This is a genomic window from Rhizobium sp. S152, from assembly GCF_030380735.1.
Taxonomy (GTDB): domain Bacteria; phylum Pseudomonadota; class Alphaproteobacteria; order Rhizobiales; family Rhizobiaceae; genus Rhizobium.
In genome coordinates this window covers 361,507-384,000 of record NZ_JAUDRZ010000026.1, presented here as the reverse complement: position 1 = coordinate 384,000, position 22,494 = coordinate 361,507, and the positions used below count along the sequence as shown (strand labels likewise).

Annotated in this window: 21 protein-coding genes; 15 read left to right on the top strand and 6 right to left on the bottom strand. The window is 61.6% G+C overall.

Features of this window, described 5'->3' with window-relative positions; all coding sequences use genetic code 11:
• Positions 1-4 precede the first annotated feature (4 nt).
• From QTL95_RS21070 to QTL95_RS21055, 4 genes are all read left to right on the top strand, one after another.
• Complete coding sequence (locus QTL95_RS21070) at positions 5-1,291, top strand: beta-ketoacyl-ACP synthase (RefSeq protein WP_289721861.1); 1,287 nt, start codon at positions 5-7, stop codon at positions 1,289-1,291.
• A 54-nt stretch (positions 1,292-1,345) separates the two neighbouring features.
• Positions 1,346-2,374: a zinc-binding dehydrogenase gene (locus QTL95_RS21065; RefSeq protein WP_289721860.1), complete on the top strand. Its 1,029-nt coding sequence runs from the start codon at positions 1,346-1,348 to the stop codon at positions 2,372-2,374.
• Positions 2,375-2,378: 4 nt separating this feature from the next.
• The gene (locus tag QTL95_RS21060) at positions 2,379-3,314 is read left to right on the top strand and encodes a lipid A biosynthesis lauroyl acyltransferase (protein WP_289721859.1); all 936 of its coding nucleotides are present in this window, start codon (positions 2,379-2,381) and stop codon (positions 3,312-3,314) included.
• Between the two features lie 185 nt (positions 3,315-3,499).
• Positions 3,500-4,222, top strand: a complete 723-nt coding sequence (locus QTL95_RS21055; RefSeq protein ID WP_289721858.1) for a PAS domain-containing protein — start codon at positions 3,500-3,502, stop codon at positions 4,220-4,222.
• Here QTL95_RS21055 and QTL95_RS21050 read toward each other — a convergent pair whose 3' ends face one another.
• Complete coding sequence (locus QTL95_RS21050) at positions 4,223-4,576, bottom strand: VOC family protein (protein ID WP_289721857.1); 354 nt, start codon at positions 4,574-4,576, stop codon at positions 4,223-4,225. It lies immediately after the preceding gene.
• Positions 4,577-4,578: 2 nt separating this feature from the next.
• Positions 4,579-4,977 (bottom strand): SRPBCC family protein, encoded by a 399-nt coding sequence (locus QTL95_RS21045; protein ID WP_289721856.1) that lies wholly within the window; start codon positions 4,975-4,977, stop codon positions 4,579-4,581.
• Between the two features lie 174 nt (positions 4,978-5,151).
• On the opposite strand from QTL95_RS21045, the gene gndA reads away from it, so the two are divergent.
• A complete protein-coding gene (gndA, locus tag QTL95_RS21040; protein WP_289721855.1) occupies positions 5,152-6,582 on the top strand; it encodes an NADP-dependent phosphogluconate dehydrogenase in 1,431 nt (476 codons plus the stop codon).
• A 73-nt stretch (positions 6,583-6,655) separates the two neighbouring features.
• On the opposite strand, the gene QTL95_RS21035 is transcribed toward gndA, so the two are convergent.
• Both QTL95_RS21035 and QTL95_RS21030 read right to left on the bottom strand, forming a co-directional pair.
• Complete coding sequence (locus QTL95_RS21035) at positions 6,656-7,213, bottom strand: cysteine hydrolase family protein (RefSeq protein WP_289721854.1); 558 nt, start codon at positions 7,211-7,213, stop codon at positions 6,656-6,658.
• 29 nt (positions 7,214-7,242) lie between these two features.
• Positions 7,243-8,283 (bottom strand): LacI family transcriptional regulator, encoded by a 1,041-nt coding sequence (locus tag QTL95_RS21030; RefSeq protein ID WP_289721853.1) that lies wholly within the window; start codon positions 8,281-8,283, stop codon positions 7,243-7,245.
• Positions 8,284-8,736: 453 nt separating this feature from the next.
• Here QTL95_RS21030 and QTL95_RS21025 point away from each other — a divergent pair, with 453 nt between their 5' ends.
• The 10 genes from QTL95_RS21025 to QTL95_RS20980 all read left to right on the top strand — a co-directional run bounded on the left by QTL95_RS21025 (position 8,737) and on the right by QTL95_RS20980 (position 20,979).
• Entirely contained in the window at positions 8,737-9,972 is a 1,236-nt protein-coding gene (locus tag QTL95_RS21025; RefSeq protein WP_289721852.1) for an ABC transporter substrate-binding protein, read from the top strand.
• 217 nt (positions 9,973-10,189) lie between these two features.
• Positions 10,190-11,095 (top strand): carbohydrate ABC transporter permease, encoded by a 906-nt coding sequence (locus QTL95_RS21020; RefSeq protein WP_112535568.1) that lies wholly within the window; start codon positions 10,190-10,192, stop codon positions 11,093-11,095.
• Complete coding sequence (locus tag QTL95_RS21015) at positions 11,088-12,026, top strand: carbohydrate ABC transporter permease (protein ID WP_289721851.1); 939 nt, start codon at positions 11,088-11,090, stop codon at positions 12,024-12,026. Before QTL95_RS21020 ends, QTL95_RS21015 begins: the two co-directional genes overlap by 8 nt.
• Positions 12,027-12,041: 15 nt before the next feature.
• Complete coding sequence (locus tag QTL95_RS21010) at positions 12,042-13,127, top strand: ABC transporter ATP-binding protein (protein ID WP_289722427.1); 1,086 nt, start codon at positions 12,042-12,044, stop codon at positions 13,125-13,127.
• A gap of 114 nt (positions 13,128-13,241) precedes the next feature.
• Positions 13,242-15,707, top strand: a complete 2,466-nt coding sequence (locus tag QTL95_RS21005) for a beta-mannosidase (RefSeq protein ID WP_289721850.1) — start codon at positions 13,242-13,244, stop codon at positions 15,705-15,707.
• Between the two features lie 42 nt (positions 15,708-15,749).
• Complete coding sequence (locus tag QTL95_RS21000; protein ID WP_289721849.1) at positions 15,750-16,511, top strand: sugar phosphate isomerase/epimerase family protein; 762 nt, start codon at positions 15,750-15,752, stop codon at positions 16,509-16,511.
• A gap of 8 nt (positions 16,512-16,519) precedes the next feature.
• On the top strand, positions 16,520-17,653 hold the full coding sequence (locus QTL95_RS20995; RefSeq protein ID WP_289721848.1) for a Gfo/Idh/MocA family protein: 1,134 nt from the start codon (positions 16,520-16,522) through the stop codon (positions 17,651-17,653).
• Between the two features lie 99 nt (positions 17,654-17,752).
• Positions 17,753-18,784 carry an L-glyceraldehyde 3-phosphate reductase gene (gene mgrA / locus QTL95_RS20990; RefSeq protein ID WP_289721847.1) on the top strand — a complete coding sequence of 344 codons (1,032 nt, stop codon included), beginning with the start codon at positions 17,753-17,755 and terminating at the stop codon, positions 18,782-18,784.
• A 93-nt stretch (positions 18,785-18,877) separates the two neighbouring features.
• Positions 18,878-20,491 carry a glycoside hydrolase family 43 protein gene (locus QTL95_RS20985; RefSeq protein WP_289721846.1) on the top strand — a complete coding sequence of 538 codons (1,614 nt, stop codon included), beginning with the start codon at positions 18,878-18,880 and terminating at the stop codon, positions 20,489-20,491.
• 173 nt (positions 20,492-20,664) lie between these two features.
• Positions 20,665-20,979 carry an RcnB family protein gene (locus QTL95_RS20980; protein WP_289721845.1) on the top strand — a complete coding sequence of 105 codons (315 nt, stop codon included), beginning with the start codon at positions 20,665-20,667 and terminating at the stop codon, positions 20,977-20,979.
• A gap of 48 nt (positions 20,980-21,027) precedes the next feature.
• Here the strand turns inward: QTL95_RS20980 and QTL95_RS20975 are convergent, their stop codons facing one another.
• Both QTL95_RS20975 and QTL95_RS20970 read right to left on the bottom strand, forming a co-directional pair.
• Positions 21,028-21,213, bottom strand: coding sequence for a hypothetical protein (locus QTL95_RS20975; protein WP_289721844.1), 186 nt, complete (start codon positions 21,211-21,213; stop codon positions 21,028-21,030).
• On the bottom strand, positions 21,210-22,415 hold the full coding sequence (locus tag QTL95_RS20970) for a GTP-binding protein (protein ID WP_289721843.1): 1,206 nt from the start codon (positions 22,413-22,415) through the stop codon (positions 21,210-21,212). Before QTL95_RS20970 ends, QTL95_RS20975 begins: the two co-directional genes overlap by 4 nt.
• Positions 22,416-22,494: the final 79 nt, after the last annotated feature.

The following is a 22,494-nucleotide window of genomic DNA, read 5'->3' as shown; positions in this document are numbered from 1 at the left end:
GCAAATGACAGATTCGGCTTACAAGGATCATCTCGGCCGCCCGATCGTCGCGGTAACCGGCGTCGGTATCATGACGTCGCTAGGCCAGGGATTGAAGGACAACTGGTCGGCGCTGACCTCGGGCAAGTCGGGGATTCACGAGATCAACCGCTTCCCGACCGACGGCCTCTCCACCCGCATCGCCGGCACCGTCGATTTCATCGACATCCCGGTCGCCAACGCCGTCGAGCGCTCCTACGCTTTCGCGCGCGAGACGACCATCGAGGCGCTTGCCGATGCCGACATTACCGGCGATTTCAACGGCCCGCTTTTTCTTGCCGCTCCGCCGATCGAACCGGAATGGAGCGCGCGCTTCGAACTTGCCGATCGTTCGCCGCCGGCCGATCATGCCGGCGACGCCTATGACCGGTTCCTGGCCGCCATGCGCCAGCGCCCGGACGCCGCCTTTCACGAGGCTTCGCTGTTCGGGGCGATCTCCGAGCGGCTTTCCGACCGTTTTGGCACACGCGGCCTGCCGGTGACGCTTTCAACGGCCTGTGCTTCTGGCGCGACAGCCATCCAGCTCGGTATCGAGGCGATCCGCCAGGGCCGCACGAGCCGTGCGCTTGCGGTCGCGACCGACGGTTCGGTGAGCGCCGAAGCGTTGATCCGCTTCTCGCTGCTGTCGGCTCTCTCGACGCAGAACGACCCGCCGACAAAGGCGTCCAAGCCTTTCAGCAAGGATCGCGACGGCTTCGTCATCGCCGAGGGTGCAGCAACCCTGGTGCTGGAATCGCTGGAAGCGGCGATTGCCCGCGGCGCCAAGGTGCTCGGCATCATGAAGGGCGCCGGCGACAAGGCCGATTCCTTCCACCGTACGCGTTCGTCGCCGGATGGCGGCCCTGCGATCGCCACGATCCGCGCAGCACTTGCCGATGCCGGCATGGGTGAGGGTGATATCGGCTACATCAATGCGCACGGCACCTCGACGCCCGAGAACGACAAGATGGAGTACAGCTCCATGTTCGCCGTCTTCGGGGAGCGGCTGGCGTCGATCCCGCTGTCGTCGAACAAGTCGATGATCGGCCATACGCTGACAGCCGCGGGCGCCGTCGAGGCCGTTTTCTCGCTGCAGACCATGCTGACGGGAACGCTGCCGCCGACCATCAATTACACCAATCCGGATCCCGCCATCGTGCTCGATGTCGTGCCGAACAAGAAGCGGGATGCGCAGGTCAATGCCGTGCTTTCCAACTCGTTCGGCTTCGGCGGTCAGAACGCCAGCCTTGTCATGGCGCTCGAACCGGCTTAATCGGTTTCCGATCCAACAAGAGATAGAGAACGCCTTCGGGCGAAGGACTTTGCCATGCGCGCTTTGCAACTGATCGACGACCGCAAGCTTGAGATCACCGACCTGCCCGAGCCGGAGGCTCCCGGCGCCGGCGAGGTGACGCTCAGGGTCAAGGCGGTCGCCCTCAACCATATCGACGTATGGGGCTGGCGCGGCATGGCCTTCGCCAAGCGCAAGATGCCGCTCGTCATCGGCGCGGAAGCATCCGGCGTCGTCGAGAGCATCGGTCCCGGCGTATCCAACGTGCTGCCGGGCCAGCTCGTTTCCATCTACGGCGCGCGCACCTGCGGTCTCTGCCGTCCGTGCCGCGAGGGACGAGACAATCTCTGCGAACATGTCTCCGGCGTTCACGGCTTCCATCTCGACGGCTTTGCACAGGAGAAGGTCAACCTGCCGGCCCGCCTGCTGGTTCCGGCACCTCCCGGCGTCGATGCCGTCGGCGCGGCACTCGCTCCCGTTACCTTCGGCACGGTCGAGCATATGCTGTTCGACAATGCCAAGCTGGAGCCGGGCGAGACGATCCTGATTCACGCCGGCGGCTCCGGCATCGGTTCGGCGGCGATCCAGCTTGCCAAGAAGATCGGCTGTACCGTGATCACCACCGTCGGTTCCGACGACAAGATCGAGAAGGCCAAGGCGCTTGGCGCCGATCACGTGATCAATTACCGCACAGATCGCTTCGAGGGCGTGGTGCGCAAACTGACCAAGAAGAAGGGCGTCGACGTCGTCTTCGAACATGTCGGCAAGGACACCTGGGCGGCATCGATGTTCTGCCTGAAGCGCGGCGGCAGGCTCGTAACTTGCGGCTCGACATCTGGCGTTTCGACCGAAATGAACCTGATGATGCTGTTCCAGCAGCAGCTGAAACTGCTTGGCTCGTTCGGCTGCCGCATGGAGAACATGGCCGATGCCATGCAGAAGATGGGCCGCGGGCTCGTCCATCCCGTCATCGACACGGAAGTCGATTTCGACAGCATCGACAAGGCGCTGGAGCGCATGGAGTCGCGCCAGATTTTCGGCAAGATCATCCTGAAGATGGATTGATCCGTTGAAGCTCTTCATTACCAGGATCGTCCTGAAGCTCGACCACTTTCGCCAGTGGCTGATCGCTCAGGTCGTGTTCGGTTTCCTGACGTTCCTGAAGATCTTTCCGGCTGATGGTGCGATCAACTTCATCGACTGGGCGACACGCAAGATCGGGCCGCACACGTCGCGGCATAGGCTGATGCTGCTCAATCTGCGCAACGCCTTTCCCGAGAAAAGCCAAGCCGAGATCGAGACGATCGCGCTCGGCAGCTGGGGGAACATGGGGCGGCTTGCCGCGGAATACGTGTTCCTCGACCGGCTGTTCGACTTCGACCCGACGCGCGACGAGCCGGGCCGGATCGAGGTGTCGGGTATTCCGATCTTCCTCGAGCTTCGCGACAATCCGCGTCCGTTCATCGTGTTTACGGCCCATACCGGCAATTTCGAGCTTCTGCCGGTGGCCGGCGCCGCATTCGGGCTGAACGTCACCGTTCTGTTCCGTCCGCCGAACAACCCCTACGTTGCCGAGAAGGTTTTCGATTTCCGCAGTGCCCGCATGGGCAATCTCGTGCCGTCGCATGCCGGGTCGTCCTTCGCGCTGGCGCGACAGCTGGAAGCCGGGCAGGGGGTGGGCGTGCTGGTGGACCAGAAGTTCCGAAAGGGGCTGAAGACCACATTCTTCGGGCGGGACGTGAAGACCAATCCGTTGCTTGGAAAACTGGTGCGCCAGTTCAACTGCGAGGTCTACCCAGCCCGCTGCATCCGGTTGCCTGGGAATCGCTACCGACTCGAGATTGAACCGAAGCTCGATATGCCGCGGGACGCCAACGGCAATCTCAATATGGTTGCAACGGCGCAGCTTTTGAACGACAAGGTAGAGAGTTGGGTTCGAGAGAATCCGGAGCAGTGGTTGTGGTACCACGACCGCTGGAAGATCAAACACGAATTGCAAAAGTAAGCGCGTATACCCTTACATCTTGCGAGTGAAAAAGATGTGACGGACTTTATTGAATATGAATGCGCGTCATGTTACGTATTTTCCATCAAAGCGAGTGACGCGGTTTTTCGGTTTCAACTTGCCGTAACGCCGAATTCGCGCATAGCTCGAAAGCATTCCTTGCGGAATTGACATTGGGAGGCGTCTTGCTGGAGCTGTTTCAAGCGTTCTCGTTGCGCTGTGGCGAGATCGACGACGCAATCAGGATTGGCGACGATACGCGGGTCAGCGTGCTTGATCGGTCGATTGGCGCGTTGATCGACGCTATCGTTGCCTACAGGGCAAAGAATCTCGTCGAAATCCACATGCAGCTGCAGTTCGTCGGCTGCCTCATCGATCAGTATGCGGAAGACAGCGAGTCGGTGCGCGAGCATGTGAAATTGCTGGCCTACCTGATGGAGCAGTATTTTGGCGGCGCGCTACCTGATATGCGTGCCTTGCCCGTGATGCGGGACGTCATCTCGATGCCTCTCGCGTATGTTCCAAAGACGGACAACGGCAACTTTCTGAACGCAGCGATCCTCGATTCGCTGCCGGACCGCGTGGCCGTGCTGACCAAGGACTATCGCTATCTCTATTCCAATGAGTTGAATGCGGTCTATCTCGGGCGCAAGCCGATTGAACTCGTTGGCCGGCACATCGTCGATTTCGTCGGCGAGGAGCGGTTTCTTGCGGAAGTGAAGTCAAGATTGGATGCGTGTTTCGCCGGAATGCATGTCGATTATCGTCCTGACGGCGCACAGATCGACCCGCGAGAGCCGATTCGCTGCCGGATGTCGCCCTTACGCGATTCGCACGGGGAAATACTGGGGGCGTTGATCGTCACGCAGGGCAAGCTGGCCTCCTCCGCAACGATCATGGCGGCCTAGTCAGGCTTTGGTCCAGACCGCGAGTTCATAGCCGTCGGTGTCGGCGAAGTGAAACCGACGGCCGCCAGGGAAAGAGGTTATGGGACGCAGGATAGCGCCTCCGGCACTCTTCACCGCGGCAAGCGATGCTTCAAGATCGTCGGCATAGAGAATGACCAGCGGGCCGCCGGGTCTCGGCGGCTCAAGCGTGCTGAAACCACCTTTGAGACGGCCGTCGTCGAATTCGCAATATTGCGGCCCATAATCCGTGAATCGCCAGCCGAAGGCCTTGCCGTAAAAGGTCTTGGAGGCGTCGATATCGCTGACATTGAATTCGACGTAGTCGATACGGAGATCGTTCGGCCCGGCGGTCATGCTCATCTCTCCATCAGCCGCTTCAAGGCTTCGAGATCCCGTCCCACATGCGCGGCGTCCGCCTCGAACTGTTCGTCGGTCATGCCGGGCATTCTTAGCAGCGTAAACATGATTTCACAGCCGCTGTCATTGGGCACGATCCGCAGCGCATTGTAGACGCGCAGGCCGCTCTCGATTGTCACGGTATGGTCGATAACGCCGAACTCGTTGTGAGGAACGAAGCTTACTCGCACCGTACCGAGAACACCTTTCGCGATCCAGTCGTCGCCATCGCGCTCCAGTCCCGATGCAAGACCGGAAGCCCATAGCGGCATGTTCTCAGGCGCGCCCGCGAAGACGTAGACGTCCCGCCAATCGCGGTCGATCGAACAATGAATGATCCTTGCGGGCATGGTGGTCATGGGGTTGGACCTTCTCCCAGGTGATGCCCGACGGCGGAGCGGCGTCGCGCTCAGGCCAATATGGTCCAGTTTTCACCGCATGCAATACGCGACTGCTTTGGCTGGAATCGAACTTGCCGTTTCAAGCAGACAGTGCCACAACACCGGTCCAAATCGACCAATCGGAGGTGTATCGTGGAAAAGGCAGAAATCGGGCTGATCGGCCTTGCCGTCATGGGTTCGAACCTGGCGCTCAATATCGCGGAAAAAGGCAACAAGATCGCGGTTTTCAACCGCACCCCTGAGAAAACGGATGAGTTCTACGAGAGCGCCGGCGATCTGAAGAAGCAGATCATTCCGTGCAAGACGATCGAGGAATTCGTCGAGGCGATCCGCCCGCCGCGTCCGATCATCATCATGATCAAGGCCGGCGAGCCGGTTGACCAGCAGATGGAGTTGCTGCGCCCCTATCTCTCCAAGGGCGACATCATGATCGATGCCGGCAACGCCAATTTCCGCGACACGATCGCCCGCTTCGACCGCCTCAAGGACACCGAGCTGACCTTCATCGGCATGGGCGTATCCGGTGGCGAGGAAGGTGCGCGCCATGGTCCGTCGATCATGGTCGGTGGCACCGAGGATAGCTGGAAGCGCGTCGAGCCTGTGCTGACCTCGATCGCCGCCAAGTACAAGGGTGACCCCTGCGTCGCCTGGCTCGGCAATGACGGTGCCGGCCACTTCGTCAAGACGATCCACAACGGCATCGAATATGCCGACATGCAGATGATCGCCGAAATCTACGGTATCCTGCGTGACGGTCTCGGCAAGAGCGCCAAGGACATTTCCGGCATCTTCGGAGACTGGAACAAGGGCCGGCTGAACTCCTACCTGATCGAGATCTCCGAGAAGGTGCTGGCCGCGACCGATCCGATTTCCGGCGGCGCGATGGTCGACATGATCCTCGACAAGGCCGGCCAGAAGGGCACCGGCAAGTGGTCGGCGATCGAAGCGCAGAACATGGGCATCCCGGCAACGGCGATCGAAGCGGCGGTTGCCGCCCGCAGCCTGTCGTCGATGAAATCAGAGCGCGAAGCCGCCGAGAAGATCTTCGGCAAGCCGGAATACAAGTTCCCGGTGGCCTTCGGTCCCGAGTTGATCAAGGATCTGGAACTGGCTCTCTTCGCCGCCAAGATCGGCGCCTATGCGCAGGGCTTTGCCGTGATGGCCGAGGCGTCGCGCGAGTTCAAGTGGTCGCTGCCGATGCCTGTGATCGCAAAGATCTGGCGCGACGGCTGCATCATCCGTTCGCAGTTCCTCGACGAGATCACCTCGGCCTTCACCAAGGCACCGGATGCCGCCAACCTGATCGTGACGCCGGCCTTCTCGGACATGGTCAAGGAATCGCTGCCGGCGCTCCGTCGCGTCGTCGGCGCCGCCCTCCAGGCCGGCCTGCCGGTTCCGGCATTGACCTCGGCGCTCACCTACTTCGACGCCTACCGCCAGGGCCGCGGCACCGCCAACCTGATCCAGGCACAGCGCGACTTCTTTGGCGCTCACGGCTTCGATCGCCTCGATGGCAAGGACTTCCACCACGGCCCGTGGGGCAGTGGCGCGGCGACCTTCTGAGGTTCGCTTTCCAGAAGTGAGGACAGCCGGGCCATTGGTCCGGCTGTTTTGCGTTAAGGCGATCGGAACTGGCTCAGAACTGGATTTCAGAGGCTGGCCGGACGATTGCCAGCGCCGTCCCGGCATCGAAATCATCCAGCGTTTCGTTATGGTGCGCGACGATCTCGGCGAAGGTCAGCGACGCCGAATCGGCGGTCGTATGGCCATCGGCGATCAGAGTAACGTCGTAGCCGAGCGAGACGGCACGGCGGATCGTGGTATCGACGCAGAACTGCGACATGCATCCGCCGACGACGAGATGGGTCACGGAGCGCTCCGCCAGCCGTTCGGCCAGATCGGTCTCGAAGAAGGAATCGGCGCTCTTCTTGTGAACGACCGTATCACCGCTGCCGGGCGCGAGTTCCGCTCTGATCTCCCAGCCTTGCGTGCCGACCGCGAGGCGATGGCCCGGATCGCCGTCGTGCTGGACGAGTACGAGCGGGATACCCTCCTGCCTTGCGCGCTCCCTGAGTGTGGCAAGGCGGGCGACAGTCTCATCGAGCGCGGCGTCGATCGCCGGCTGCCGTTCGGGCGTACCCTTGCCGGCGACGATGGCGTTCTGCACATCGATGATGAGGAGAGCCTTGGTCATGCGCTGTCTTTCCTGATTTGCGGCGTTCGTCAGTTGCCCGGCCGCGCCCACACCGGCTGGCTGATGCTCTGCAGCAGTTCCGGCTCTACACCGTCGATGCGGGCGATGACGGCCTTGGCCATCTCGCGCCCGGCATGGCGGACGTCTTCATAGGCGGTGATGATCTCCGGGCGGATCCAGTTGAGGATCGGAGCGGATTCCTTCGAGGCCATGTCTACGTCCTGTCCGAGGCGCTTGCCCGCGGCCTCGATGCCGGCATTGACGGCGATGGCGGCGCTGCCGGCGAGACAAACGATGCCATTGGGCGCGTTGCTGGAACGCATCATGGTCTCGACGGCGTTGCGGATTTCCTCGAGCGGCGTGTCGATGGTGACGCGTAGCGGCACTTCCTCGGCGCCGTAGTCATGCAGGCCGGTCTGGAATCCGATGCGGGTGTGCGTGTAGTAGGTGAGCTTGCTCGGCGGCTGGAGGAGGGCGATGCGCTTGCGGCCGCGCGCCACAAGTTTCTGTACAGCCTGGTGGGCAAAGGCTTCGTTGTCGAAGTCGTGGAAGGGATGCACCAAGCCCGAATCGGTGCGTCCATGCGTGGCGAACGGCATGTTGCGCTCACTTAGCAGGCGCACGCGGGGATCGTCCGGCTCGATCCGGGAGATGATGACGCCGTCGGCCGAGCCCGTTTCCAGGATGTAGCGCACGGGCAGCATCGGGTCCTTGCTGTGCGAATGCGGCGTGACGACGATGTGGTAGGGCGTGCCGGTGAGGACCTCGGAGATGCCGAACACAAGCTGGCTCGAGAAGCCCATGATCTCTTCGTCGATGCTGAGAACCAGAGCGATGACGTTGGTCTTGCCGGTTCTAAGGCGAACGCCGGCGCGGTTCGGCTGATAACCGAGCTGGCTGGCAACCATGCGGACGCGTTCCTTGGTCTCGGCGCCGATGTCGGGCGCGTCCTTCAATGCCCTGGAAACAGTGGTGATACCGAGACCGGTCATGAAGGCGATCGTCTTCAGTGTCGGTCTTTCCCGAGATGCCTCGGTCGCCGTCGCCCCGAAATTCGCTTTGTTTTTCATCCCTCTAGGCCGTCCTACGCGATTTGGTTCGCTTATAGATGCTTTTCGCAGCGCTGTAAGCCCGAATACACAAACGTCGTTCCCTCCCACGGGTCTTGAAATCTGTAACGTTACAGTAAAAATGTCGAGCGGTTTTTCGAGCGTTATGAGCGCATGTGCGCGCATTGGTTGAATAGTGGATTTTTGCACGAATTTTTTGCGCTCGCGAACGAAGTCGAGAGGTTAACTCACGATACCAGTAGAAAAAATTCATATAAAACAAGATTATAATATTGGTTTGCGAGTGCACACATGCTCGCTCGGGCGGCAATTACCTTGTAACCAAATTTGCGGTTTCGGCATGCAATGGTAGCAAAGAACACCTGTGAAGAAAATTTTGAAGGCCGGCTGTTGCGCCCATATATCGATTGCACTAAGTTTTTCCGGCAACGTTTCAGTGAGGGAGGAGAACTCATGAATATTCGTTTGATGGCGGCAGCGCTGTGCGCATCCGTCGCCCTGCCGCTCGGTGCGGCACAGGCCACCGATCTCGAAGTCACGCATTGGTGGACGTCGGGTGGTGAAGCCGCTGCCGTGGCGGAACTCGCCAAGGCATTCGACGCCACCGGCAACAAGTGGGTGGATGGTGCCATCGCCGGTTCCGGCGGTACGGCGCGTCCGATCATGATCAGCCGCATCACCGGCGGCGATCCGATGGGCGCCACGCAGTTCAACCATGGCCGTCAGGCGGAAGAGCTCGTTCAGGCTGGCCTGATGCGCGACCTGACCGATGTCGCTACTGCGGAACATTGGAAAGACATCGTTCGTCCGTCGAATCTGCTGGATTCCTGCACGATCGATGGGAAGATCTATTGCGCGCCGGTCAACATCCACTCCTGGCAGTGGCTGTGGCTCTCGAATGCCGCCTTCAAGAAGGCCGGCGTCGAAGTACCGAAGAACTGGGATGAGTTCGTCGCTGCCGGTCCGGCTCTCGAAAAGGCCGGCATCGTGCCGCTCGCCGTCGGCGGACAGGCATGGCAGTCTTCGGGCGCTTTCGACGTTCTTCTGCTCGCGCTTGCCGGCAATGACACGTTCTACAAGGTCTACAAGGACAAGGACGCCGAAGTCGCCGCCGGTCCCGAGATCGCCAAGATCTTCAAGGCTGCCGATGATGCCCGCAAGATGTCCAAGGGCACCAACGTCCAGGATTGGAACCAGGCAACCAATCTGGTCATCACCGGCAAGGCCGGCGGCCAGATCATGGGTGACTGGGCGCAGGGCGAGTTCCAGCTTGCCGGCCAGAAGGCCGGTACCGACTATACGTGCCTTCCGGGCCTCGGCGTGAACGACATGATCGCGACCGGTGGCGATGCCTTCTACTTCCCGCTGCTCAAGGATGAAGAGAAGTCCAAGGCGCAGGCCGTTCTCGCCAAGACACTGCTCGATCCCAAGACGCAGGTTGCATTCAACCTGAAGAAGGGCTCGCTGCCGGTGCGCGGAGACGTCGATCTTGGCGCCGCCAACGATTGCATGAAGAAGGGCCTCGACATCCTTGCAAAGGGCAATGTCGTCGAGTGGACCGACCAGCTGCTTTCGGCCGACAGCCAGAAGCAGAAGGAAGACCTCTTCGCGGAGTTCTTCTCCAATGCATCGATGACGCCTGAGGACGCGCAGAAGCGCTTCGCTGAAATCATCGGCTCCGCCGACTGATCGTCTGCTCATGCTGTTGCAGTCCGGCTTTTCGCCCAGGAACGGGAAGCCGGATTCGCCGCAAGCGCCGTGAGGCGATTGGGGCCGCATCAGCTCTTTCCCGATGATCCCGGCCGCGGAGGATGCGGCCGGGATCATCCGGGGAGGGAAGAGACGGGAGCGGTGTCCGGCATCGGCTGCTGCTCTCGGTCACAAGTGCGTGTCAGGAGGAAACACAATGACGGGTCCAGCGAAAGCAGGCCGGCCAAATCAGTTGCTGCGCAATCTGAATTCCAAAATCGCATCGATCCCGATGATTCTCACCGCCCTGGTCATCTTCCTCGGCGGGACACTCTGGACGGTGTTCTATTCCTTCACCAACTCGAAGCTCCTGCCAAGGATGAGCTTCGTTGGTTTCGACCAGTATCATCGGCTCTGGGCCGCGCCGCGATGGATTGTCTCCATCGAAAACCTCGCCATCTACGGCATCTTCTCGCTGATCTTCAGCCTGGTGATCGGCTTCACGCTGGCCGCCCTGATGGACCAGAAGATCCGCTTCGAAAACGCCTTCCGCACCATCTTCCTCTACCCCTTCGCACTGTCCTTCATCGTCACGGGCCTTGTCTGGCAGTGGGTGCTCAATCCTGAATTCGGGGTGCAGTCGGTGGTGCGTTCGCTCGGCTGGACGAGCTTCACCTTCGATCCGCTCTATACGCCGAGCATCGTCATCTACGGCGTCCTGATCGCAGCACTCTGGCAGGGAACGGGGCTCGTGATGTGCCTGATGCTCGCCGGCCTGCGCGGCATCGACGAGGACATCTGGAAGGCCTCGCGCGTCGACGGCATTCCGATGTGGAAGACCTATCTCTTCATCGTGATCCCGATGATGCGTCCGGTTTTCATCACCACGCTCGTCATCATCGCCTCGGGCATCGTCAAGGTCTACGACCTCGTCGTCGCGCAGACATCCGGCGGCCCCGGTATCTCGTCGGAAGTGCCCGCGAAGTACGTCTACGACTACATGTTCCAGGCACAGAACCTGGGGCAGGGCTTCGCCGCCTCGACCATGATGCTGATCACGGTCGCCATCATCATCATTCCATGGGCTTATCTGGAATTCGGGGGAGGGCGTAAACGTGCCTGATGCCATCGCTCTCAAGACCGCAGAGGTCGCATTGTCGCCATCCAAGTCCTTCGACGGACCAAACGGACCGAAGCCCAAGCGAGTGCTTTCTCCGCGCAACATCATGCTCTACGGCACGCTGTTCGTTGCCGCCGCCTATTACCTGCTGCCGCTCTACGTGATGATCGTCACGTCGCTGAAGGGGATGCCCGAAATCCGCATGGGCAACATCTTCTCGCCGCCGATGGAAATCACCTTCGAGCCGTGGGTGAAGGCCTGGGCCACGGCCTGCACGGGCCTCAACTGCGACGGCCTTTCGCGGGGTTTCTGGAACTCGGTGAGGATCACCGTGCCTTCGGTCGTCGTCTCGATCGCGATTGCCTCGGTCAACGGCTACGCGCTGGCCAACTGGCGCTTCAAGAGTTCGGAACTGTTCTTCTCGATCCTCGTCATCGGCGCCTTCATTCCCTACCAGGTGATGATCTACCCGATCGTCATCGTGCTCAGGGAAATCGGCATCTACGGGACGCTGACCGGTCTGATCATCGTGCATTCGATCTTCGGTATGCCGATCCTGACGCTGCTCTTCCGCAACTATTTCGCATCGCTGCCGCAGGAGCTGTTCAAGGCCGCCCGCGTCGATGGCGCCGGCTTCTGGCAGATCTTCTTGAAGATCATGGTGCCGATGTCGCTGCCGATCTTCGTCGTCGCCATGATCCTGCAGATCACCGGCATCTGGAACGACTTCCTGTTCGGCGTGGTCTTCACCCGGCCGGATACCTATCCGATGACCGTGCAGCTCAACAACATCGTCAATTCCGTCCAGGGCGTGAAGGAATACAACGTCAACATGGCCGCAACGATCCTCACGGGTCTGGTGCCGCTCGTCGTGTATTTCGTCTCGGGACGCCTGTTCGTCCGCGGCATTGCCGCCGGCGCAGTGAAAGGCTGATCCATGACCTCATCGATGAATTCAAGCGTATCAATCAAAGACCTTTCGCTGAACTTCGGCGCCGTCAGCGTGCTCAAGGATCTCAATCTGGAGATCAACGACGGCGAGTTCCTGGTGCTGCTCGGTTCCTCCGGCTGCGGCAAGTCGACCCTGCTCAACTGCATCGCCGGCCTGCTCGACATCAGCGAGGGACAGATCCACATCAAGGGCCGCAACGTCACCTGGGAAGAGCCCAAGGACCGGGGCATTGGCATGGTGTTCCAGTCCTACGCGCTCTATCCGCAGATGACGGTGGAGAAGAACCTCTCCTTCGGGCTGCAGGTCGCCAAGATCCCGCAATCCGATATCGACAAGCGCGTGGCTCGCGCCTCGGAAATCCTGCAGATCCAGCCGCTCCTGAAGCGCAAGCCGGCGGAGCTTTCCGGCGGCCAGCGTCAGCGCGTGGCGATCGGCCGTGCGCTGGTGCGCGATGTCGACGTGTTCCTGTTCGACGAGCCGCTTTCCAACCTCGATGCCAAGCTGCGTTCGGAACTCCGCGTCGAGATCAAGCGGCTGCACCAGTCGTTGAAGAACACGATGATTTACGTCACGCACGACCAGATCGAGGCGCTGACGCTGGCCGATCGCATCGCGATCATGAAGAACGGCGAGATCCAGCAGCTTGCCGATCCGACGACGATCTACAACAAGCCGAAGAGCCTGTTCGTCGCCGGCTTCATCGGCTCGCCGTCGATGAATTTCCTGCGCGGCGAGATTGCCAAGCGGGGCGATGCCACCGTGTTTACCGCCAACGGCGTCGATTTCAACGTCGATGCCTATGAGGCCAACGGGCCGCTGCAGGCTGGCCGCAAGGTGACGCTCGGCGTGCGGCCGGAGCATATCAAGGTCAACGAGAACCTCGGCGCCGAGGTTCATGACGCGACCGTCGATATCGAGGAGCCGATGGGTGCCGACAACCTGCTTTGGTTGAAGCATGCCGGGCATACGATGGCGGTGCGCATCAACGGTGCCCGCCGCTTCAATCCGGGCAGCGCGGTCAAGCTCGGCTTCGACATGTCGCTGGCGTCGATCTTCGACGCCGAGACGGAACAGCGCCTCTAGACGATTACGCTGCGGGAGGGGCCGTCCCAAGCGGTTCCGCCCGTTCTTCCAATACCACATTCGGTCGCAGCCCGGTGACGGGTTTTCCCAAGAGCGGCCTGATCGGACAGTGCTATGACATCCTTGCCCACCAACGGGTTCAACCTCGACCTCGCAGGCTCGTGGAAGCTCACCTCCACGGATGGTGAAATCACCGCGCCGATCACGCTTCCCGGCGACGTGCATTCGGCGCTGCATGCCGCCAAGCTCATTCCCGATCCCTATTTCGGACGAAACGAGGAGGCGGTGCAATGGGTGGCGCATAAGGACTGGGCGCTGGAGCGCAGCTTCACCATCGCCGAGCCTGATGGCGACTGGTATCTCGATATCGACTATCTCGACACGGTGGCCGCCGTCTTCATCAACGGCTCGCCGGCGCTCGTCGCCGACAACAGCTTCCGGCGCTACCGGCCCGATGTCGGCAGCCTGCTGAAGGCCGGCGACAACGTCATCCGCATCATCCTGCATTCGAGCATCGCCGCCGGGGCCGAACGGCAGGGCAAGCAGCCCTTCTACATTCCCTATTCGACCGGCAATTCGCCGATCCCCAACGGCAACATGCTGCGCAAGCCGCAATGCCATTTCGGCTGGGACTGGAACATCGCGATTGCACCGCTCGGGCTTTACGGCACGATCGCGCTGCGCCGTCTCGATACCGCCCGCATTGAGCATGTCACCGCACGGCAGGTGCACAATGCCGACGGGTCCGTCGATCTCAAGGTCACGGCGACGCTGTTTGCCAAGACCCCCGGCATCGTGCCCGTCCATTTCTCGCTCGACGGCGAGCGGGTGCGGCTCGACGTCGGCGTCGGCGCGGGCGAGACGGTCGTCAACCATGTCTTCGAGATCGCCAAGCCGCGGCTCTGGTGGCCTGCCGGTAGCGGCGAGCAGGCGCTCTATGAGCTGGCCGTCGATCTGCCGTCCGATGCCGTCACCAGGCAGATCGGTCTTCGCACCGTCGAGCTGATCACCACGCCGGACGCGGCCGGTGCGCGCTTTGCGCTGAAGGTCAACGGCCGCGAGATCTTCTGCCGCGGCGCCAACTGGATCCCGGCGGACGCGCTGTTTTCGCTGTCGTCGCCCGAGAAGACCGAGGATCTGCTGCAGTCGGCCAAAGCGGCCAACATGAACATGATCCGTGTGTGGGGCGGCGGTTTCTACGAGCATGATCATTTCTACGATCTCTGCGACCGTCTCGGCCTGATGGTCTGGCAGGACTTCATGTTTGCCTGCAACCTCTATCCCTCGACAGAGGACTTCCTCGACAACGTCGCGCTCGAGGTCGACTATCAGGTCCGCCGCCTGAATTCGCACCCGTCGATCGCGCTCTGGTGCGGCGACAATGAACTTGTTGGTGCTCTGACCTGGTTCGAGGAATCCCGCAACGACCGCGACCGCTATCTCGTCTCCTACGACCGCCTCAACCGGGTGATCGAGCAGGCGATGAAGAAGGCCGCTCCCGATGCGATCTGGTGGCCGTCGAGCCCTGCCTCTGGCTACCTCGATTTCGGCGATGCCTGGCATGCCGATGGCTCCGGCGACATGCACTACTGGTCGGTCTGGCACGAGAACAAGTCGTTCGACAATTACCGTTCCGTTCGCCCGCGCTTCTGCTCGGAATTCGGCTTCCAGTCCTACACCTCGCTGCCCGTCATCAAGACCTATGCCGAGGCCAAGGACATGAACGTCGCGTCGCCGGTGATGGAGCTCCACCAGAAGAACGCCGGCGGAAACGAGCGCATCGCCGGCACGATGTTCCGCTACTTCCGCTTCCCGAAGGATTTCCCGAATTTCGTCTATCTCAGCCAAATCCAGCAGGGTCTCGCGATCAAGACGGCGGTGGAATACTGGCGCTCGCTGAAGCCGCATTGCATGGGTACGATCTACTGGCAGCTCAACGACACCTGGCCGGTGGCCTCGTGGTCGAGCCTCGATTACGGCGGCCGCTGGAAGGCAATGCACTATCTGGTCAAGCGCTTCTTCCAGCCGGTGGCGGTGGCGGCGATCCCGGACGAGGACGGCAACGCAATCCGTTTCTCGCTGGTCAACGATACCGTCGACGAGGTGAGCGTCGACCTGTCGATCTCCGTCCTCGACATGAAGGGCGTTCGCACGCACCTGAAGGACGTTCAGGCCGTCTGCACGCCGGATGCGGCGGTGACGGCCACCAGCATCGACGTCTCCGATATCCCTGACGGAAGCCTGCTTGCCTGGCGCTTCACCGCGTCGAACGGCATGGGCGGCGAGGGGCATCATGTGCACGGCACCTACAAGTCGCTGGAGCTTGAGCCCGCGGGGCTGATGGTCACGCACCAATATGTCGAGGAAGACGGCTCCGTCTGCCTCAACGTCACCGCCAAGGGACTTGCGCTCTTCGTGATGATCGAGACCGAGACCGACGGCAAGTATTCCGACAATGCCTTCGATCTGGCGGCGGGCGAGACGCGTCGCATCACCTTCACCCCGGCCACGCCGCTTGCTGATGGCGCCCTGCCGGATTTCCGCTTCTACGACCTGCAGTCCTGTCAGTCCGTGGATTGATCCTGATTGAAATGAATGGGCACGAGGCCCGAGGAGGATAGTATGACGAAACTGAGTTTCCAGCTTTACAGCGCCCGCAACTTCCAGCCCTATTCGGCGATCTTCGAAAAGCTCGGCAAGGCCGGCTATCAGGAAGTCGAAGGCTTCGGCGGCATCTATGCCGATCTCGACGATGCCGGCCTGAACAGCCTGCGCGCCGAGCTCGACAAGAACAGCCTCGTGATGGCGAGCGGCCACTTCAGCCCCGATTTCCTCGACGGCGAAGTGCAGAAGTCGCTGAACATCGCCAAGATCCTCGGCATGGATTCCATCTATGCGCCGCATCTGGCTGCCGATGAGCGCCCGACCGATGGGGCCGGCTGGCTGGCCTTCGGCAAGCGCCTGCAGGAAATGAGCAAGCCCTACAAGGATGCCGGCTACGAGTTCGGTTGGCACAATCACGACTTCGAATTCGTGAAGCTCGCCGACGGTTCGCTGCCGATCGAACGCATCTTCGAAGGCGCGCCTGATATTTCCTGGGAAGCGGATATCGCCTGGGTCGTTCGCGGCGGTGCCGATCCCTTCGCATGGATCGAGAAGCTGGGCTCGCGCATCACCTCGGCGCACGTCAAGGACATCGCACCGGCGGGCGAGAACAAGAACGAGGACGGCTGGGCCGATGTCGGCCACGGCACACTCGATTGGCCGAAGCTGATTGCGGCGCTGAAGGGTACCAAGACCAAGCATTACGTCGTCGAGCATGACAATCCCGCCGATGTCGATCGCCTGATCACCCGCTCGATCGCATCCTTCAAGACATACTGAGGACCACCATGACCAAGGAACTTGGCGTCGGCATCATCGGATGCGGCAACATCTCCACCACCTACTTTTCGCTGGCTCCGCTGTTCAAGGGCCTCAACGTCGTGGCCTGCGCCGATATCAATATGCAGGCCGCGCAGGCCCGTGCCGAGGAATACGGCGTGAAGGCGCAAACGATCGACGAGCTTCTGGCCAACGACGAAGTCGACGTTGTCGTCAACTTGACCATTCCGGACGCGCATTTCCCGGTTTCGAAGAAGATTCTCGAGGCCGGCAAGCACGTCTATTCGGAAAAGCCGCTGGTTCTCACCCTGGAGCAGGGTGAGGAGCTGCGCCGCATCGCCAAGGAGAAGAAGCTCTCCGTCGGTTGCGCGCCGGATACCTTCCTCGGCGGGGCGCATCAGTTGGCCCGCAAGTATATCGACGAGGGCGGCATCGGCCGCGTCACCTCTGGCGCATGTTATGTCATGAGCCCGGGCATGGAGATGTGGCATCCGAACCCGGACTTCTTCTTCCTGCCCGGCGGCGGCCCGATCCTCGATCTCGGCCCGTACTACATCGCCAACCTGATCAACCTGATCGGACCGGTGAAGCGCGTCGGCGCCATGACCTCGATGGCGTCGCCGACCCGCACGATCACCAGCGAGCCGCGCAACGGCGAGGTGATCCCGGTGAAGACGCCGACGACGATCCAGGCGATCCTGGAATTCGTGAACGGCGCGACGGTCACACTGACCGCGAGCTGGGACGTCTGGTCCCACCGCCACGCCAACATGGAGCTCTACGGCACCGAGGGATCGCTCTACGTGCCGGATCCGAACTTCTTCGGCGGCGTCGTCGAGGCCAGCGGCAAGGACAAGGACATCAAGCCGCTCGACGGCTGGGAGCATCCCTTCGGCATCTTCAACCAGGAGAGCCCGCAGGGACCGCGCGCCAACTATCGCACCGCCGGCCTCGCCGACATGGCGATGGCGATCATCGAGGGACGCGATGCGCGTTGCTCGCTCGACCGCACGCTGCATGGCGTCGACGTGATGACGTCGATCCTGAAGTCGGGCGAAGAGGGCCGTTTCATCGAGCTGACGACGACCTGCACGCAGCCGGCGGCACTCGGCATCGAAGAGGCACAGGCTCTCTTGAAGTGATGGGGCGCTCTTGAAGTACGTGCCTAAAGGTCTATGGTCCGGCGCGGGCGACGAACCCGCGCCGTTTCTATGCGCCGTTTTATACAGGGGATGAGGATTATGAGCTGGCAACCGGCTTCCGACCGATATTCGAAGATGAAGTACAACCGCACGGGCCGTTCCGGCCTGAAGCTGCCGGCCGTTTCGCTCGGGCTTTGGCACAATTTCGGCGGCGACACGCCACATGACCGCAAGATCGACATGTGCCGCACGGCATTCGATCTCGGCATCACCCATTTCGACCTCGCCAACAATTACGGCCCGCCTCCCGGCAGCGCCGAGACCGCTTTCGGCGAGATCATGCGCACCGAATTTGCCGGCCTGCGCGACGAGCTGATCATTTCGTCCAAGGCCGGCTACGACATGTGGCCGGGTCCCTACGGCGAGTGGGGCAGCCGCAAGTATCTGATCGCGTCGTGCGACCAGAGCCTGAAGCGCATGGGCCTCGACTATGTCGACATCTTCTATTCGCACCGCTTCGACCCGGATACGCCGCTGGAAGAGACCTGCGGCGCGCTCGACCATATCGTGCGCTCCGGCCGGGCGTTCTATGTCGGCATCTCGTCCTACAACTCGCAGCGCACCCGCGAGGCCGCCGCCATTCTCAAGGATCTCGGCACGCCCTGCCTGATCCACCAGCCGAGCTATTCCATGCTCAACCGCTGGGTCGAGGACGACAAGCTGCTCGATACGCTCGACGAGGTCGGCATGGGTTCGATCGTGTTCTCGCCGCTGGCGCAGGGCATGCTCACGACGAAGTACCTCGGCGGCATTCCTCAGGACAGCCGCGCGGCGCAAAACCACTTCCTCAAGAAGGACTTCATCCGTCCTCAGATCATCGACAATATCAAGAAGCTCAACGAGATCGCGGAGCGCCGTGGCCAGACGCTGGCGCAGATGGCGATCGCCTGGGTGCTGCGCGGCGACCGCGTGACGTCGGCACTGATCGGTGCCAGCCGCTCGTCGCAGATCGTCGATTGCGTCAAGGCGCTGGATAATCTCGACTTCACCGCCGAGGAGCTGAAGGAGATCGACGGCTACGCCCGCGAGGCGGACATCAATCTCTGGGCGAAGTCGGCGGAACGCGAGTAAGCCGAAACGCCCGGAACGATCTTCCGGGCGTTTTTCATACACGATGTGATGTACGTGCCGCAGAAATGCGCGCGTCTGGGAGGAGACGTCACCATGATCCGCAATCCGATCCTGCCGGGCTTCAATCCGGACCCGTCGATCTGCCGTGTCGGCGAGGATTACTACATCGCGACCTCGACCTTCGAGTGGTATCCGGGCGTGCAGATCCATCATTCGCGCGATCTGGTGAACTGGACGCTGGTGCGGCGGCCGCTGGAGCGGGCGAGCCAGCTCGACATGCGCGGAAATCCTGATAGTTGCGGCGTCTGGGCGCCGTGCCTGTCCCATGCCGACGGGTTGTTCTGGCTCGTTTATACCGACGTGAAGCGCTTCGACGGCAATTTCAAGGATGCGCATAATTATATCGTGACCTCGCCGACGATCGAGGGCGAGTGGTCGGAGCCCATCTATGTGAACTCGTCCGGCTTCGATCCGTCGCTGTTTCATGACGACGACGGACGCAAATGGTTTCTCAACATGCAGTGGAACCACCGCACCGAGAGCTTTGGCGGCGCGCCGAAATCGCCGGCCTTCGACGGTATCCTTATGCAGGAGTGGGATGCGGAGACGAAATCGCTGAAGGGGCCGATCCGGAACATCTTCGCCGGCAGTCCGCTCGGGCTGGTCGAGGGGCCGCATCTCTTCAAGCGCGACGGATATTATTATCTGACGACGGCCGAGGGCGGCACGGGTTACGATCATGCGGTGACGATGGCGCGGTCGCGCGACATCCATGGTCCCTATGAGATGCATCCGAACAGGCACCTGATCACCTCGAAGGACAATCCCGAGGCGATCCTGCAGCGGGCGGGGCATGGGCAGTATGTCGAGACGCCTGATGGTCAGGTCTATCACACCCATCTCTGCGGCCGGCCGATGCCGCCGAAGCGGCGCTGCACGCTGGGGCGTGAGACCAGCCTGCAGAAGTGCGTCTGGAACGACGACGGCTGGCTCTATCTCGAGAACGGCACTGCCGTGCCCGATGTCGAGGTGCCGGGGCTTGGCGGCGCCGTGTCGATCGAGAGGCCTGTGCGCAGCGAGTACAGCTTCGACGGCGGGACGCTGCCCGCCGATTTCCAGTGGCTGCGAACGCCGCAGCCGGAGCGCATCTTCAATCTCGCCGACCGGCCTGGCCATCTCCGTTTGATCGCCCGTGAAAGCATCGGCTCGTGGTTCGAGCAGGCACTGGTGGCGCGGCGGCAGGAGCATCACAGCTTCCGGGCCGAGACGGTGGTCGAGTTCGATCCCGATACCTACCAGCAGGTGGCGGGGCTGACGCACTACTACAACCGTCACAAGTTCCATGCTGTGGCGGTGACGCTGCACGAGAAGCTGGGGCGTTGCGTGACGATCCTGTCCTGCGACGGCGATTATCCGAACGGTCGTCTCAACTTTCCCGCAGGCAGCGGCGTGGCGATTCCGGCCGGCGGTCGCGTCCAGCTTTCCATGGAGATCCGCGACAACGATCTGCAGTTCTTCTGGCAGACCGAGGGAATGGGCGCCTGGCAGGCGATCGGACCGGTGCTCGACGCCGGCGTCGTATCCGACGAGGGTGGGCGGGGCGAGCATGGTTCGTTCACCGGGGCATTCGCCGGCATCTTCGCTTTTGATACGTCCGGTCGGGCGAAGACGGCTGACTTCGACTGGTTCAACTACGAGGAGCTGTGAGCGGGCGTGGCGTTGCCTTAACATTGGGGCTCTGACGCAAGGTAATGTCGCTATTGCTAATTTAATATATGCTTTCAAGCATGTGTTTTCATTACTGAAATTTAATCTAACTTTCAGTTTCGGTTCATCATTCGGGGTCTAGGTTCGGGCCGTAATCAAACGAGGAAACCCCGATGAAAAAGATTTTTGCCGTTCTTCTCTCCGCTTCGTTCCTGGCTGCTCCGCTGGTTGCAGCGACCGAGGCCAGCGCTCAGGATCACCGCCGCCCGGTTGTCGTGCATCGCGATGTTCACGTCACCAAGTACAAGTGGAGCCGCGGCCATCGCATGAGCCCCGCCGAGCGCCGCCACATGCAGGAAGTGCGCGACTACCGCCGCTATCGCCTGGCGCCTCCGCCGCGCGGCTATCGCTGGGTCCGCGTCAACAATGACTATCTGATGATCAGCGTTGCCAGCAATGTGATCTCCAGCATCGTCACCGGCCGCTGATCGGCGAACGGATATCTCCCAGGGAAGGGCGGTTTCGACCGCCCTTTTTCATGCGCCGTTTTCCTTTCTGCCGCTGACTATACTACGGGTGAGCCTGGCGAGGATGTTCGCCGGAGCCGAAAGGCTGTCGTCGCGCTCCACCGGCGTTTCCGGCGCCGCCAATCCTTCGATCGGCGGCAGCGGTTCGCATTCCTCGCAGATGCACCTGTAACGTTTGATCGCCGGAGCCTTCATGCAGCCCTTTCTCCCCAGCGTGCGAAGGGATCGGGCATGGCGCGCCATTTGTCCGGCGTGAAATCGTCCGCGCCGACGAGACATGCATCGAGACGCTCGCGAATCCAGCCTTCGTCCATCGGGTCGGCGCCGATGAAGACGATCTCCTGGCGGCGGTCGCCCCAGACGGGATGGAGGTAGGGCCCGATCGCGGTCATGAAACGGGGATCATCCGGCCAGCGCTCCCTCGGCACCGCCGACCACCATGTGCCCATGCGGCTGGTGCGCAGGATGGCGCCGGCCTGGCTGACCTCACCGACGTGATCGGGGCGGGTGGCGAGCCAGAAGAAGCCCTTGGCGCGGACCACGCCCGGCCATGCCGTGTCGAAGAAATGTTGCAGCCTGGCCGGATCGAACGGGCGCTTCTCGCGATAGACGAAAGAGCGAATGCCGTATTCCTCGGTCTCCGGCACATGGTCGTTGAAGCCGTGCATCTCCTTGTACCAGAGCGGATGCGTCTCGGCCTTGTCGATGTCGAACAGGCCGGTGCCGAGCACCTCCTGCGGCCGGACGTTACCGAAATCGGCCTCGATCAGCCGGGCATCCGGGTTCAGCCCGACGACGATCTGGCGGGCGGCCTGCAGTTGCTCGGCGGTGGCGGTACCGACCTTGTTGAGGACGACGACGTCGGCGAACTCGATCTGCTCGACCAGCAGGTCGATCACCGTCCTGACATCACCGTCGCCCGCCGTCTCGCCGCGGTCGCCGAGGAAGTCGGTCGAGGCGTAGTCTGCCAATAGGCCGGCGGCATCGACGACGGTTACCATCGTATCCAGCTGCGCCACATCCGACAGTCTCAAGCCGTCCTCGTCGCGAAACTCGAAGGTGGTGGCGACGGGGAGTGGCTCGGCGATCCCCGTGGATTCGATCAGCAGGTAGTCAAAACGGTTCTGCTCGGCGAGTTGGCGGACCTCTTTCAGCAGGTCGTCGCGCAGCGTGCAGCAGATGCAGCCATTGGTCATCTCGACCAGCGCTTCGTCGGTGCGCGAGAGATTGGCGCCGCCGTCGCGAACCAGCGCCGCGTCGATATTGACCTCGCTCATGTCGTTGACGATCACGGCGACGCGAAGGCCGTCGCGGTTGGCCAGTATGTGGTTCAGAAGCGTCGTCTTGCCGGCGCCGAGGAAGCCGGAGAGGACGGTGACCGGCAGTTTCCTGTTCATTTCGATCTCCAAAATTAATGTTATACCATTACATACACAGCGCTGAAAAAGGCGGACGTCCGCGTCCGCCTTTCGGTCT